General features: G+C 75.1%; 14 protein-coding genes. 8 read left to right on the top strand and 6 right to left on the bottom strand.

Annotated elements, in window-relative coordinates; translation table 11 throughout:
• Positions 1-248: 248 nt before the first annotated feature.
• From ACFVXG_RS32065 to ACFVXG_RS32035, 7 genes are all read left to right on the top strand, one after another.
• Entirely contained in the window at positions 249-1,448 is a 1,200-nt protein-coding gene (locus ACFVXG_RS32065; RefSeq protein ID WP_387932506.1) for a peptidoglycan-binding protein, read from the top strand.
• A 204-nt stretch (positions 1,449-1,652) separates the two neighbouring features.
• Positions 1,653-2,306 carry a DUF2269 domain-containing protein gene (locus ACFVXG_RS32060; RefSeq protein ID WP_387932504.1) on the top strand — a complete coding sequence of 218 codons (654 nt, stop codon included), beginning with the start codon at positions 1,653-1,655 and terminating at the stop codon, positions 2,304-2,306.
• 65 nt (positions 2,307-2,371) lie between these two features.
• Positions 2,372-3,448 (top strand): LLM class flavin-dependent oxidoreductase, encoded by a 1,077-nt coding sequence (locus tag ACFVXG_RS32055; protein WP_387932502.1) that lies wholly within the window; start codon positions 2,372-2,374, stop codon positions 3,446-3,448.
• A 594-nt stretch (positions 3,449-4,042) separates the two neighbouring features.
• Positions 4,043-4,426 (top strand): hypothetical protein, encoded by a 384-nt coding sequence (locus ACFVXG_RS32050; protein WP_387932500.1) that lies wholly within the window; start codon positions 4,043-4,045, stop codon positions 4,424-4,426.
• 94 nt (positions 4,427-4,520) lie between these two features.
• A complete protein-coding gene (locus tag ACFVXG_RS32045) occupies positions 4,521-5,633 on the top strand; it encodes a hypothetical protein (RefSeq protein WP_387932499.1) in 1,113 nt (370 codons plus the stop codon).
• A gap of 82 nt (positions 5,634-5,715) precedes the next feature.
• Positions 5,716-6,111, top strand: a complete 396-nt coding sequence (locus ACFVXG_RS32040) for a roadblock/LC7 domain-containing protein (RefSeq protein ID WP_350505657.1) — start codon at positions 5,716-5,718, stop codon at positions 6,109-6,111.
• 88 nt (positions 6,112-6,199) lie between these two features.
• Complete coding sequence (locus ACFVXG_RS32035; RefSeq protein ID WP_350505656.1) at positions 6,200-6,574, top strand: hypothetical protein; 375 nt, start codon at positions 6,200-6,202, stop codon at positions 6,572-6,574.
• 48 nt (positions 6,575-6,622) lie between these two features.
• On the opposite strand, the gene ACFVXG_RS32030 is transcribed toward ACFVXG_RS32035, so the two are convergent.
• The 3 genes from ACFVXG_RS32030 to ACFVXG_RS32020 form a co-directional block, all read right to left on the bottom strand.
• Positions 6,623-7,069, bottom strand: coding sequence for a DUF6188 family protein (locus ACFVXG_RS32030; RefSeq protein ID WP_387932496.1), 447 nt, complete (start codon positions 7,067-7,069; stop codon positions 6,623-6,625).
• The gene (locus ACFVXG_RS32025) at positions 7,050-8,225 is read right to left on the bottom strand and encodes an NUDIX domain-containing protein (protein ID WP_387932494.1); all 1,176 of its coding nucleotides are present in this window, start codon (positions 8,223-8,225) and stop codon (positions 7,050-7,052) included. Before ACFVXG_RS32025 ends, ACFVXG_RS32030 begins: the two co-directional genes overlap by 20 nt.
• Positions 8,226-8,405: 180 nt before the next feature.
• Positions 8,406-8,699 (bottom strand): DUF1330 domain-containing protein, encoded by a 294-nt coding sequence (locus ACFVXG_RS32020; protein ID WP_387932491.1) that lies wholly within the window; start codon positions 8,697-8,699, stop codon positions 8,406-8,408.
• A gap of 158 nt (positions 8,700-8,857) precedes the next feature.
• On the opposite strand from ACFVXG_RS32020, the gene ACFVXG_RS32015 reads away from it, so the two are divergent.
• Positions 8,858-9,760 carry a LysR substrate-binding domain-containing protein gene (locus tag ACFVXG_RS32015; RefSeq protein WP_387932489.1) on the top strand — a complete coding sequence of 301 codons (903 nt, stop codon included), beginning with the start codon at positions 8,858-8,860 and terminating at the stop codon, positions 9,758-9,760.
• Between the two features lie 123 nt (positions 9,761-9,883).
• Here ACFVXG_RS32015 and ACFVXG_RS32010 read toward each other — a convergent pair whose 3' ends face one another.
• Genes ACFVXG_RS32010 through ACFVXG_RS32000 form a run of 3 tightly spaced genes read right to left on the bottom strand, consistent with a single transcriptional unit; the run spans position 9,884 to position 13,258 of the window.
• Complete coding sequence (locus tag ACFVXG_RS32010) at positions 9,884-10,768, bottom strand: SGNH/GDSL hydrolase family protein (RefSeq protein ID WP_387932488.1); 885 nt, start codon at positions 10,766-10,768, stop codon at positions 9,884-9,886.
• Positions 10,743-11,984, bottom strand: coding sequence for a glycosyltransferase (locus ACFVXG_RS32005; protein ID WP_387932486.1), 1,242 nt, complete (start codon positions 11,982-11,984; stop codon positions 10,743-10,745). The genes ACFVXG_RS32010 and ACFVXG_RS32005 overlap by 26 nt, the downstream gene beginning before the upstream one ends.
• Positions 11,981-13,258, bottom strand: coding sequence for a glycosyltransferase family 4 protein (locus ACFVXG_RS32000; RefSeq protein ID WP_387932484.1), 1,278 nt, complete (start codon positions 13,256-13,258; stop codon positions 11,981-11,983). The genes ACFVXG_RS32005 and ACFVXG_RS32000 overlap by 4 nt, the downstream gene beginning before the upstream one ends.
• Positions 13,259-13,274: the final 16 nt, after the last annotated feature.

Below are 13,274 nucleotides of genomic sequence, written 5' to 3'. Positions count from 1 at the left end.
CCCGCCCGGCGGCTTTCCGGGGCCTCCGGGCCCTCCCCGGGCCCCGTTTCGGGCAGCACGGAGTACGGGGTCGGCGGCGCGCGCTGCGGGCCCCTGGCCCGCACGCCAGGACGAACTCCCCTCGATGATCCGAACGGCCGTGCGGTTACCGGGGGTTCAACGCCGCCGATCCCGCCGCCGGGGTCAATTCCCGACGCGTACCTGCCGATACCGGCAATGACGTCATGACGCCGTTCGGAGGAGCCAGCATGCCCGAACCGTGGCTGCCCGGTGCCGAGATCCACGACCTCGGCGACCACGCGCCGACCGATCACCAGTACCCGCCGAAGGCCATCGCCCACATCACCTGGGACCGCAACGCCACCGCCGCCGCACCGCAGGACTGGCTCTCCTACGAGGACCTCGTCCGGTACTTCACCGGCCCCGGAGCCGGCGACGCCCCGCACCTGGTCTGGGACCCGTTCAGCGGGCGCACCGCACAGCTCTTCCCCGCCGACTCCCGCTCCAAGAGCCTCCTCAGCCCCGCCCAGAGCCCGACCCGCACCAACCGGGCCGGGCGGGTGGTGATCCAGATCGAGGCGGTCTTCTTCCCCTACTGCCGCCACCAGGGCACCGTCTACCCGCGGCTGGTCGACACCCCCTGTGCGGGCTGGGACCGGATCCACGCCTGGATCACCTCCTGGGGCGTGCCCGACCGGTGGCCGATGGGACGGCCGACCGACTTCTCCGAGCACCGCGACGAGCGGGTCTGGGAGACCGCCGGAGGCTGGTACGCGCACGCCCACGTGCCGTTCAACGACCACGTCGACCCCGGCTCCTGGCCCGCCTTCACCGGCGGCTCCGGCTCACCCTCCGGCCCGCCCTCCCAGCAGCACCCGGTGCCGCCCGCCGACCCGACCCCGGCCCGCTACCAGGCCACCGTCAACGGCCTGGCGTACGGCTACGGCGCCCAGGGCTACCAGGTCACCACCGTCGGGCGGGCGCTGGTCACGGCCGGCTTCGGCGGCCACTACCACTCCGGGCCCGGACCGACCTGGACGGACGCGGACACCGAGAACTACGCGGACTACCAGGCGAGCCTGGGCTACTCCGGGTCGGCGGCGGACGGCGTCCCGGGCGAGGGCTCGCTGCGCCGACTGCTCGGCTACCTGCCCGGGCCGCGCACCGTCTCGCTCGCCCACGTCGCCGCGGCGGCGCGCACCGACCCGGGGGCGGAGCAGGGGCACCGGACGTACGGGGCCGAGGTGGCGATCGTCGAACAGGCGCTGGCGGACGAGGGGTTGCTCGAGCAGCGCTGGGTGGACGGGTCCTACGGGAGCCTCACCGTGACGGCGTACGCGGGGTGGCAGCGGCGCTGCGGGTACTCGGCGGGGGCCGCGGACGGGATCCCCGGGCGGGACTCGCTGCACCGGCTGGGCGCGGCGCGGGGGTTCGCGGTGACGGACTGAGGGGGGGCGGTTTGAGGGGGGAGCGGACTGAGGGGGAGCGGACTGAGGGGTGAGCTACTCCCGGGGGAGTCCGTCGGCCGGGGCGAGGCGCGGGGACGTACTCGCCCGGGAGTAGCCGGAGTTACTTCCACCGTCAGATGCCCGATGAGGGGCGGGCGGGGGAGTCTGGGCGCGTCGTCGTGACCCGACTCGAAGGAGGTATCCGTGCGCCCGTCCAGCCCGTCCAGCCCGTCCAGCCCGTCCACCGCGGCCGTCGCGGCCCCCGGCGCGGGGCGGCGGTCCGCCGGCCGCCGCCTGTCGCCGGGGGCGCGCAAGCGCCTGGTGGTGCTGCACGTCGTCGTCTCGGTGAGCTGGCTGGCGCTGATGCTCTGCTTGCTCACCCTGGCGGTGATGGCCCTGACCACCGATGACGCCGACCGGCTGAGAACGGCCTACCGGGCGATGGGGCTGCTCGGCGACGCGCTCGTCCTGCCGCTGAGCCTGCTCACCTTCCTGAGCGGGGTGGCGCTGGGGCTCGGCACCTCCTGGGGCCTGTTCCGGTACTACTGGGTGAGCACCAAGTTCTGGCTGACGCTCGGCGCGATGGCCGCCTCGGTCTTCGCCCTCACCGCCCGGCTGCACGACGCGGTCCGGGTGGCGGACGCCCACCCGACCGGCCCCATCCCGGTGGCGGACCTCGGCTTCGTCCGCTACAACACGGTGATCGTCCCGGCGGTCGCCCTCGCGCTCTACCTGTTCACCGTGATCCTCTCGGTGTACAAGCCCTGGGGCCGCCGCAAGGCGGCCGGTACGCTCCCGGGCCGGATACCCGGGGCGGGCGGCCCCGCCGAGGCCGGGCGGGGGCCCGAGGGTCGGTGACGGCGAGCCCAGGCGGCCCGCCGCCGGGGGAATGCCCACGCGGCGGGCGGGCGTTGTCCCCCCACGTGACCAGCGCTACGCCGCCCGCGACCAGGCTCTCCGTGCTCGACCGCTCCCGGACCAGACAGGGCGAGGAGCCGGCGCAGGCGCTGCGCGACACCGTGGCCTTCGCGCGTGAGGTCGAGCGGCTGGGCTACCACCGCTTCTGGGTCTCCGAGCACCACGGCGTGCCCGGGGTGGCCGGGTCGGCACCGACGGTCCTCGCCGCGGCGGTCGCGGCGGCCACCAGCCGGATCCGGGTCGGCACCGGCGGGGTGATGCTGCCCAACCACCAGCCGATGGTGGTGGCCGAGCAGTTCGGGGTGCTGGCGGCGCTGTTCCCGGGGCGGATCGACATGGGGCTCGGCCGCTCGGTGGGCTTCACCGACGGCGTCCGGCGGGCGCTCGGCCGGGAGAAGGACGCGGCCGACGACTTCGGCGGCCAGCTGACCGAGCTGCTCGGCTACTTCGACGGCTCGCAGCAGGTGCACCGCGACGTCCACGCCCGCCCGGCCGAGGGCCTGCACGTGCCGGCCTTCGTCCTGGCCACCGGCGCGGGCGCCGACCTGGCCGCCGAGGCCGGCCTGCCACTGGTCATCGCCGTCGCGCGCGGGGAGGAGCGGATGCTCGCCGCGATCGACGGCTACCGCAGCCGCTTCCGCCCCTCCGCGCAGGGCGCCGAACCGTACGTGGTGGTCTCGGGCACGGTCGCGGTGGCGGAGACCGAGGAGCAGGCCCGCGAACTGCTCCTCCCGGAAGCCTGGGCCGGCGCCTACTCCCGCACCCACGGGGAGTTCCCGCCACTGGCCCCGGCCGCCGAGATCCGGGCGCGGACGATGAGCGGGCGCGAGCGGGCCGCCTTCGAGCAGTCGCTCAAGGGCCACATCGCGGGCACCCCGGAGCAGGCCGCCGCCGAACTGTCCGCCCTGGTGGCCCGCACCGGCGCGGACGAGGTCCTGGTCGCCACCAGCACCTACGACCGCATCGCGCTGTACGACTCCTACCGGCTGCTGGCCGAGGCCGTCGGGCAGTTCCGACCCGCTGCGGTTCGCGCCCGCCCCACCGTGCCGCGGTCGTCCGGGCGGATTTCTGACCAGGCCTGATGACCTGCTACTGTTCTTCTCGTCGAGGGGAAATGATCTTCCGAAACGAAGATTCCTCGAACATGCGTCAGCGGTGCTACCAGAGCACGTCCTACTTTCAGTAGGAAGAGTCCGTGCGATCCGGGCCTGGCGCTCCACCCGAAGGGGCTCGTTCCGTCCAGCGGAACGGGCCCCTTCGTCATGTCCGGCTCGCCATGTCCGTCTCGTCGCGCCCGGCTCGTCATGCCTGGCTCCTTACGTCCGGCTCCTTACGTTCGGCCGACTGATCGGCCCGCCAGCGGGCGAGTCCTCTTATCGCACTTTCGCTCACGAAACCCTGGGCAGCGGTCCGGTATCGGCCAAGGTCCCGTGCCAGGTGACCGATGAGTGACGGTCCGTAGCGGACGACCGGCCAGCGGCTTTGCCGTGTAGGCATGTCTGACGCAGCATCACACCTTGGCCGGAACTCGCCGTGCCTGGTGTGAATATGCCATTGGAATGTTCGTCATACGGAATCCGGCAGTAGCCTTCCGTGTCGAACCTGCCACTGCTGGTGGCGATCCGGCCGGAGTCGCGCTGCGCCCGGCCACCCAGACCCCCCTCGAAGGAGCCGGTGTGCCGGGTATCGACGAATGTCTCTCCGGAGCGATGGCGATCGCCGGAGCCCGCTCGGCGAGCCTGGTCGACTGGAGCAGCGGACTGGCCCTCGGCAGCCTGGGCGACAGCCCCGTCGGCGACCACGAGACCGCCGCCGCCGAGGCAACCGACTTGGTACGAGCGGCCGTTGAGAGCCAGACCTTCACCGTGGCGGAGGACCGGCGCTCCCCGCTGGAGGACATCATCGTCACCGCGGGCCGGAGTTACCACCTGATCCGCTTCATCGACACCGTCTTCGACAGCCGCCTCGTCCTGCACCTCTGGCTCGACCGCGAGTCGGGCAACCTCGCCGTCGCCCGCTTCCGCCTCCAGGCCCTCGCCGAGGAACTGGTGCTGGGGTGAACACGAGGCCCGCACCGACCGTCGCGATCCGGCCAGCCGACCGCGCACCCGCCCCGAACCCGGCCGGCCGGGACACCCTCCGGCGGAGGCCCGCATGACCGCCGCGCCGCCCCTGGCGGAACCGACCGACCAGGTCGAGCCGACCGCTCCGAGGACCCCGGCCGAGGCCGTCGCCCTGCTCGCCGCCCGCCGCGCCACCGGCGCCCTGCGCGGCCCGCTCGGCATCCTCCACCTGGTCGACGGCCAGGTGGCCGCCGCCGAGTCCCCGCGCGCACCCGGCCTGGCCGACCTGCTCACCGGCTGCGGCCGGATCACCCCCGAGGAGTGGGCCGACCTCCTGCTCCGCCACGGCCCGCAGGGGCGGGTCGGCGAGGTGCTGGTCGAACGGCGGCTGCTCACCCGCGGCGAACTCGAACTCGGCCACCTGGGCACGCTGTTCGACGCCGCCTACTTCGTCCTCGCCGACCGGGCCGGCGGCACCTGGCGGTTCGAGTCCGAGGCCCGGCACTGGCTCGGCCCGGTGGCGCCGGTCGACCCGGCACGGCTCGGCCGCGAGGTCGAGCGCCGACGCCAACTCCTCGACCGGATCTGGCCCTGGCCGCAGCTCGACACCGCGCCGGTGCGCCCGGTCGAGCACACCCGGCGCCCCTCGCACCGCCCGCCCGGCCGCCGTCGGCGCGAACTGCTCGACCACGCCGACGGCCGAAGAACCCCGGCGGACCTGGCCCGGCTGCTCGGCCGCTCCGGCTTCGGCGTGACGGCGGACGTCCGCCGCCTGGCCGCCGCCGGACTGCTCGACGCCCCCCGGCACGCCGCGCCGCCCGCCACACCCACGACCGCCACACCCCCGACCGCCGTATTCCCGACCGCCGCGCCCACGACCGCTGCGCCCGCCCGACTGGATGCCGTACCCGTCCAGGCGGCCGCCGTACCCGCCCGGCCCGGTGGCGGCCTGCACCGCAGGGTCCCCGGCGCCACCCTCCGCAAGCTCCCGGGCGCGGGCACCGCACCTGCCGGCCCCGCACCCACCGGCGCCGTCGTCACCACCGGCCCGGTAGCCCCCGCACCTGCCGGCCACCCCGCAGTCCCCGCCCCCACGCGCTCCGACCGACCGCCCACCACGGCAGCGGCCCACCCGCTGACCGTCCCCGACCCGGACATCGCGCTGCTGACCCGGGTCCGAGACCTTCTGGAGGCCCGACTTTGAGCCACTCCCCGCCCGCGACCCCGTCGCCCCGGCCATGAGGCGGGCGCTCAAGCAGCGTGTCGGAAGGAGACAACTGATCGCCTTGGAGACCGAGCTGCTCGCCGAACTCCGCGCCGTCAAACGTCGCGTCCCGCACCTCGCGGGCGGCCTGGTGGCCAGCGTGGACGGCCTGCTGGTCGCGCACGACACCCACGGGACCGAACCCTCGGGCCTGGCCGCGATGACTGCGGCCTCGCTCTCACTCGCCCAGCGGCTCGCCGACACCACCGGGCAGGGGGAGTTCCGCGAGTCGGTGGTGCGCGGTGAGCACGGCTACGTCGCCACCTACGCGGCCGGCGGCAGCTGCGTGCTGACCCTGCTGGCGCTCCCGGAGGTCAACGTCGGCCGGCTCCACCTGGAGGCCCGCCGCTGCGCCCGGCACATCGCCGAGCTGCTCAACGACGCCCTGGTGCCCAAGGACCCGCGCGACGCGCTCTGACCCGCCCCGCCCCTGCCACCCCACCGACCCACCCACCAACCACCAATCACCGACCGAACAGCCAACCAAAAAACAGGAGTTGATCAGAATGACCGACGCAGCCGGCGCGCTCAAGCAGGCCATGACCGTCATCGAGGGCGCCATCGGCGCGGCCCTGGTGGACTACAACAGCGGCATGGCACTCGCCACCCTCGACGGCCCCGGCGGCCTGGACCTCAACGTCGCCGCGGCCGGGAACACCGACGTGGTGCGCGCCAAGATGCGCACCATGGACATGCTCGGCCTGCAGGACGGCATCGAGGACATCCTCATCACGCTGAGCAGCCAGTACCACCTGATCCGCCCGCTCACCGGTCGCACCGGCAAGGGCCTGTTCCTCTACCTGGCGCTGGACAAGGGACGCGCCAACCTGGCGATGGCCCGCCACCAGCTCATCAAGATCGAGGCCGACCTGGAGGTCTGACCGGACCCGGGCCCGGTCCCGCGCCACGGACGAAGCCCCGGCGGCGGCTCACGCCCCGCCGGGCTCCGTCGCGCCCAGCTCCGCCCCGCCATGCTCCGCCGCACCCGGCTCCGTCCACCGGACCTCCCCGCCGGCCAGCCCCGCGCACACCGCCCCCTCGGCGGTCAGCACGCTCCACGGCGCGAGCACCGCGTGCGGCGGCACGGACAGCGCACCGCCCTCCGCGAAGCCAAGCTCCAGGCCGCCGGCCTGGGTGATCCGGGCGGCGCCGACGGTCCGGCCGACCAGGGACAGCAGGGTGGGCGTCGGCCGGAAGGTCAGCGCGGGGAAGAAGTGCTCGACCTCCTCCGGCGCGGTGAAGGACGGCGCCGCGAAGCGGAACTCGTGCGCCACCCGTACGGTCACCGGCCCGTCGAGCCGCAGGTCGAGCCGGACCCCACCGCTGACCGCCTCGACCCGCCGACCGGCCAGCACCTCAGTGATCGCGTTCTGCATGCTCCCAGTCTTCACCCACCGGCCGGTTCCCAACCACGGGACCGACCGGCCGCCCACGCACCAGCTCGACCGGCCCGCCCGCCCGCTCCCGGGCCGCCAGTGCGGCGGCCACCCGGTCCCAGGACGGCCCGGACAGCAGCGCCCGCGCCTCGGCCGGGTCGCACAGCCGCCACTCCACCAGCTCCTGCTCCTGCAGCGCGATCGTGCCGAGCAGTTCCTCGGTCACCGCGCCGCCGTCGTACACGTACACCAGCACGGCGGTGTCCCGGCCGGTCGCCGGATCGGCCCCGGGGTCGGCCGCCGCCCCCGGCTGCCAGTCCAGTGCCAGCAAGCGCCCGGGCTCGACCTCCCAGCCCAGCTCCTCGCGGATCTCCCGGCGCGCCGCCGTGCGGGGCGTCTCCCGGTCCGCCTCCACTCCGCCGCCCGGCAGCGTCCAGTACGGCACCAGCCCGCGCGGCCCGTCCCACGGCCGCAGCCGTACCAGCAGCACCCGCCCGTCCCCGTCCGTGAACAGCGCCCGCGCCTTCGCCCGGATCCGCGGCCGGGTGGCGTAGTAGGTGTCCCGGTCCATCGGGGGCTCCGGCGGCCGCACCGCCGGCACCCCCAATGCCGACCCGGGCACGGCGGCCAGCCCCGTGTACTCGGGGACGGGCCCCTCCGCGGGCAGCACCCGCAGGGTGTGCCCCACCGGCCGGCTGTCCTCCAGCTCCAGCGGCCCGTCCGCCCGCGGCGCCCGCAGACAGGCCGTGACCCGCCGGGACAGCCGGGGCGGCAGGGCGTGCCCGGCCTCCTCCGCCGTCAGCCACACCCACCCGCCGACCTCCGCCGCGTCCGGCCGGATCGCGGCCACCTGCTCCGCCGTCAGCGGCTCACCCCAGTACAGGTACGCCACGATCGGCGGCCGGGTCGGGGACATCGCCCAGTCGACGCACGCCAGCGGCCCCAGCCGGGGCGTGAACCCCAACTCCTCGGCGATCTCCCGCAGCGCCGTCTCCCGCGGCGACCGGTCGGCGGGCTCCCACCCACCACCCGGCACCGCCACCGGATGCTTCCGGTCGTACGGCAGCCGCACCACCAGCACCCGCCCGTCCCCGTCCGGGAACAACACCCCGGCCGCCGCCATCATCTCCCGCCCCGTCGCACCCGACGCCTGCACCCCGGCTCCTTCCACCGACTCGTCTCCCGGGGACGACATCCCCGCAGACCCGATGGTTCCCACGCGCCCGATGGTTCCCACCCGCCCCGGCCACCACCCGGCAGCTGTCTCGTGGGTCGCCGTTCAGCACCGCGCGTGCTTCAGGTGACGGATGCTCAGCGACGGCTCGGCCCCGCCGGGTCAGTCGACGCCTTCGATGATGCGGAAGTCGCGCTCGAAGCCCTCGGGGAGGGCCACCAGCGCCTTCCGGTACGCCTCGCTCTCGTACGCCGCGACGGCCTGTTCGAAGCCGTCGAACTCGATCAGAACGACGCGTTGCGTGATTCCGGCCTCGTGGGCGACGACCCGACCGCCGCGGGACAGGACGCGCCCGCCCCCGGCCCGGACAGCCGGACCGGCCAGCTTCTCGTAGGCAGTCAGCCTCTCGAGGTCGGTATCGGCGGGGTAGACACTGACCCAGTAGCCCTTGGCCATGGCAGCCTCCTGTGTTCGGCCGGACACGTCCGACGTCGAATCGACACCCGGATCGATCGATCCCGGCATGCGCAGGCTAGGGCGCGATGTGCCGCCGGGGGAAAGACCGGTACGGGATAGGTTCAGAACGGATCGTTATCAATCGGCGGGGAGGGCGCATGGCGCCGGATACGGTGAGCCTGCGGTACTTCCTGGTGCTGGCGCAGGAGTTGAACTTCACCCGGGCGGCCGCACGGATCGGTATCGCACAGCCCGCGCTCAGCGCCCGGATGCGCCGATTGGAGGCGGAACTCGGTACGGCCCTGCTGGTCCGCAACACGCGCAGTGTCGAACTGACCACGGCCGGTGCGGCCTTGGCGGAGTCCGCGCCGGCCGCGCTGGCGGCGCTGGACCGGGCCTGGGACACCGCCCGGAGCGCGGCGGCCGGTGAACTGGGCACGCTGCGCATCGGATACAGCCTCAGCACCGGGGCCGAGACGGTACCGGCCCTGGTGGACAGGCTGATTGACGGCAACAGCGGACTCGAGGTCCGCGCGGTCCCGATGGCGACGCCGGAGATCTCCCCCGCGGTCGCCGACGGCCGCATCGATGCCGGGATCACCCGCGGTGAACAACCGGGCCGTGGCGTACGCCGGTTCCTGCTGCGGCGTGCGCGCATCGGGGTCCAGCTGGCGCAGCACCATCCGCTGGCCGAACAGCCGGAGATCGAGATCGCCGACGCGGCCGCGTATCCGCTGCGACTCCCGGACCGCGCGGCCAACGCCGTGATCCACGATCAGCTGTCCGCACTGTTCCGGGACGCCCGACCACACCCCCGGTTCCACACGCCCGCGGTCTCCTTCGACATGTCCCAGCGCGACCTGCGCGACGGGGTCACCCTCGCCCCGGCCGGAGAAGCCGCGGCCACGGTACAGCCGGCCGGTCTCACCTGGCGACCGCTGCGGGGCGCGCCCGGCCTGACGATCCACCTGGTCCTCCCACGCGAGCAGTCGCCGCTGCACCGCCGCATCCGTGCCGTCGCCAAAACCCTGGCACACGAACGGAACTGGCTGCCGGACTGACGCGCAGGAGGCCGAGCGAGACGGACACCCGCGGTGGCGAGGCCGAAGCGTCGCGGTCGCTCCCGCACCCGGGCCGTCGCCTTCCCGCCTCCCCGTCTCCCCACCTCCCCGCCCACCGGGCCGTCACCCCAGGGAGGCCAGGGCCTGGGCGGCCGCGCGGGCCATCTGTTCGTCGTGGCGGGCGCTCGATCCGCGCAGGCGGGCGGCGCCCTCCATGGCGGCGAGGGCGAGCAGGCCCGGCAGGAGGTCGGTGCTGCGGGCGGCGACCCAGCGGGTGCCGCGGGTGGCCATCCACCAGAGGTCGGCGGCGAGGCCGGGTGGGGGTTCGGCGGGTTCGGCGGTGGGCGGTGGGCCGAGGGGGTGTCCCCGGGTGGTGAGCAGTTCGTGGAACCGGCGGGCGATCAGGTGGTGCCCCTCGGCGCTGGGGTGGAGGCGGTCCACGCTGAGCAGTTGTCGCCGTTCGTACCAGGGGAGTTCGGCGATGTGTAGGTGTACTGCCCGGTGCCGGGAGGTGAGGGCGTGCACCACGGTGTTGACGGCGCGCATCCGTCGGGCCAGCGGCCGGGCGAGCGGGGCGGGGAGGCGGAGGAGGGTGCCGGGGTCGGGTAGGCAGGCGGTCAGCAGTACGGCGCCGTGGCCGGACAGTTCGCCGAGGGTGGCGTCGAGTTCCAGGGTGGTGCGGCGGATGTCGAAGCCGGCCCGCAGGGTGTCGTTGCCGCCGACCAGGACTGCCGCGAGCTGGGGCCGGCGAGCCAGTGCCGCCGGTAGCTGACGTATCGTCAAGTCAGCTGTCAGGGCGCCGCTGTACGCCAGGTTGGTGAATTCGACGCCCTGCCCCTCGGGTGCCAGTGACCGGGCGAGGACGGCGGCCCAGCCGCGCCACTGCTCGCCGACCTGGTCCCCGACGCCTTCCGTCAGCGAGTCGCCGAGGGCGACGAAGCGCAGCAGTTCGCCCGCCGGGGGTCGGTCCGGCGCCGTCCGGTCAGGCTCGGCGTCCAGCATGCTCATCCCAACCACCCTCCAGGGCATCGGAGTTCCTTACGTTCCGTGCGTTCCGTACTTCTTCGGTCGGGCCCGTGCTCCGCACTCCGTGTGCGGCCAGGAAGGCCGCCACCGCCGCGGGCCAGTCGTACCGTTCGGCCTGCGCCCGGGCCGAGGCCCGCCGGACCGCCTCCGGCCGTCGCAGCAACTCCCTTACCGCGACGGCGAATCCGTCCCCGGTGTCGGCGGCGGCCACCCCGGCGAGCCCGATCAGCCCGGGCAGCGCGGAGGAGCGGCTGACCGCGACCGGGGTGCTGCAGGCCAGGGCCTCCAGCGCGGCCAGCCCGAAGGTCTCGACCGGGCCGGGGGCCAGCACCACGTCCGCACTGCCCAGCAGCGCGGCCAGTTCCGCGCGCCCGTTCAGGTGGCCGAGGAAGCGTACGGGCAGCCGCAGTCGCGCGGCCCGGGCGGCCAGCCGTTGCCGCAGCGGTCCGGTCCCGGCCACCACCAGGACGGCGGGCAGTCCGCGCGCCCGCAGCCGGGCCAGCGCCTCGACGGCGCGCTCGGGCCGCTTCTCGGCGGAGAGCCGGGAGCAGAGGACCAGCAGCACGTCCTCGGGCGCCGCGTACCGGGCCCGTTCCGCCGCCCGGACGGCCGCGGGCAGCGGGCGCATCGCGGCCAGGTCGACCCCGAGCGGCGCCCGGACCAGGTTGGGCACGCCGATCCGGCGGAACTCCGCCGCCGCCCAGTCGGTGGTGCAGAGCACCGAGTCGTAGGCGCGGGCCGTCGCGGTGTTGAGCCGGTCGGCGGCCGCGGCGGCCAGCGGGCCGGGCACTCCCCAGGTGCGCAGCAGCCCGGTGGCGCTCTCGTGCGAGACCATCACCGAGCGGACGCCGTGCCGCCGGGCCCAACCGCCGGTCCAGCGCAGGGTCGTACGGTCGGAGACCTCCAGCCGGTCGGGGCTGAGGCGGGTCAGTTCGGCGGCGACGGCGCGCCGGTCGGCGAGCAGCCGGTAGCCGCCGCTGGCCGGCAGTACCGGGCCGGGCAGGGTGACCACCAGGCCCTGCTCGGTCTCCTCCTCGGAGCGCCGCTCGCCGGGCACGATCAGCACCGGCCGGTGCCCGGCCGCCCGGTACCCGGCGCCCAGGTGGCGCAGCGCGGTGCGCAGGCCGCCGGAGACCGGGGTGACGAAGTTGGCGAGCCGCACGATGGTCAGCGGCCCGCCGCGGGGCAGGGGCGTCATGCCGACAGCTCCTCCGGCAGGACGGGCACCACCGGCGACACCGGCGCCGACACCGGCGCCGACACCGGCGCCGACACCGGCACCACCGGCTCGACGGAAGCTGAGACTACATCCACCGCGACCCCCACCCCCCGGTGCTCCGCCAGCACCTCGGCGTAGTGCCGCAGCAGCAGGTCCCCGACCGCCTCCCAGGTCCGGGCCGTCACCTCGGCCCGCCCGGCCTGCCCGTACGCGGCCCGCCGGGCCGGGTCGGCGGCCAGTTCGGCGACCGCCCGGGCGACCGCCGCGCCGTCCCGGGGCGGCACCAGCAGTCCGGTGCGGTGGTGGGCGACCAGGTCGAGCGGGCCGCCGGCGGCCGGGCCGATCACGGGGACGCCGCTGGCCATCGCCTCCTGGATGGTCTGGCAGAAGGTCTCCAGCGGGCCGGTGTGCACGAACACGTCGAGGGTGGCGAAACATCGCGCGAGTTCCGCGCCGGTGCGGCGGCCGAGGAAGACCGCGCCGGGCATCGAGGCCTTGAGGCCGGGCGCCGAGGGGCCGTCCCCGACCACCACCACCCGCACCCCGGGCAGGACGGACGCGGCGGCCAGCAGGTCGACCCGCTTCTCCGGCGCGAGCCGCCCGACGTAGCCGACCAGCACCTCCCCGCCGGGGGCGAGGGCCCGGTGCAGCGCCTCGTCCCGGTGCCGGGGGTGGAAGCGCACCGAGTCCACCCCGCGCGGCCACAGCTGGACCCGGGGCACCCCGTGCGCGGTGAGGTCCTGGGCGGCGGGGGTGGACGGCGCCAGCGTGCGGGCGGCGGCCCGGTGCACGGCCCGGATGCGCCGCCAGGCGGCGGCCTCGCCGAGCCCCCGTCCGGCCCGGTAGGCGTGGGCGTACCCGGCGAGGTCGGTCTGGTAGACCGCGACGGCCGGTACGCCGAGCCGCGCCGCGACCTGCATGCCGCGCGCGCCCAGCACGAAGGGGCTGGCCAGGTGGACGATGTCCGGCCGGTGCCCGGCGAGCGCGGCCGCCAACTGCCGGCTCGGCAGGGCGATCCGCACCTGCGGGTACCCGGGCAGCGGCACCGACGGGATCCGCACGACGGGGATCCGCTCCGCGTCGGCGCCGGAGCCGAAGGTCTGCGGCGGGCACTGGGAGCCCCGCGCCGGTGCGGGGGTGACGACGAGGGGCTGGTGGCCCCGGCGGAGCAGGTGCTCGGCCGTCCGCAGCACGCTGTGGGCGACTCCGTTGACCTCGGGAGGAAAGGATTCGGTGACGATGGCGACGCGCATGCCTGTGTTGTCTCCG

Source organism: Kitasatospora sp. NPDC058162 (assembly GCF_042884005.1).
GTDB lineage: Bacteria > Actinomycetota > Actinomycetes > Streptomycetales > Streptomycetaceae > Kitasatospora.
Note: the sequence above shows the minus strand (reverse complement) of the source record. Positions and strands in the feature narration are given on the sequence as shown.

Bases quoted from the DNA above. Each gene is read 5' to 3' on its own strand.
- ACFVXG_RS32065 (WP_387932506.1), top strand. From the start codon at position 249: ATGCCCGAACCGTGGCTGCCCGGTGCCGAGATCCACGACCTCGGCGAC.
- ACFVXG_RS32045 (WP_387932499.1), top strand. From the start codon at position 4,521: ATGACCGCCGCGCCGCCCCTGGCGGAACCGACCGACCAGGTCGAGCCG.
- ACFVXG_RS32035 (WP_350505656.1), top strand. From the start codon at position 6,200: ATGACCGACGCAGCCGGCGCGCTCAAGCAGGCCATGACCGTCATCGAG.
- ACFVXG_RS32030 (WP_387932496.1), bottom strand. From the start codon at position 7,069: ATGCAGAACGCGATCACTGAGGTGCTGGCCGGTCGGCGGGTCGAGGCG.
- ACFVXG_RS32020 (WP_387932491.1), bottom strand. From the start codon at position 8,699: ATGGCCAAGGGCTACTGGGTCAGTGTCTACCCCGCCGATACCGACCTC.
- ACFVXG_RS32015 (WP_387932489.1), top strand. From the start codon at position 8,858: ATGGCGCCGGATACGGTGAGCCTGCGGTACTTCCTGGTGCTGGCGCAG.
- ACFVXG_RS32010 (WP_387932488.1), bottom strand. From the start codon at position 10,768: ATGAGCATGCTGGACGCCGAGCCTGACCGGACGGCGCCGGACCGACCC.
- ACFVXG_RS32005 (WP_387932486.1), bottom strand. From the start codon at position 11,984: ATGACGCCCCTGCCCCGCGGCGGGCCGCTGACCATCGTGCGGCTCGCC.
- ACFVXG_RS32000 (WP_387932484.1), bottom strand. From the start codon at position 13,258: ATGCGCGTCGCCATCGTCACCGAATCCTTTCCTCCCGAGGTCAACGGA.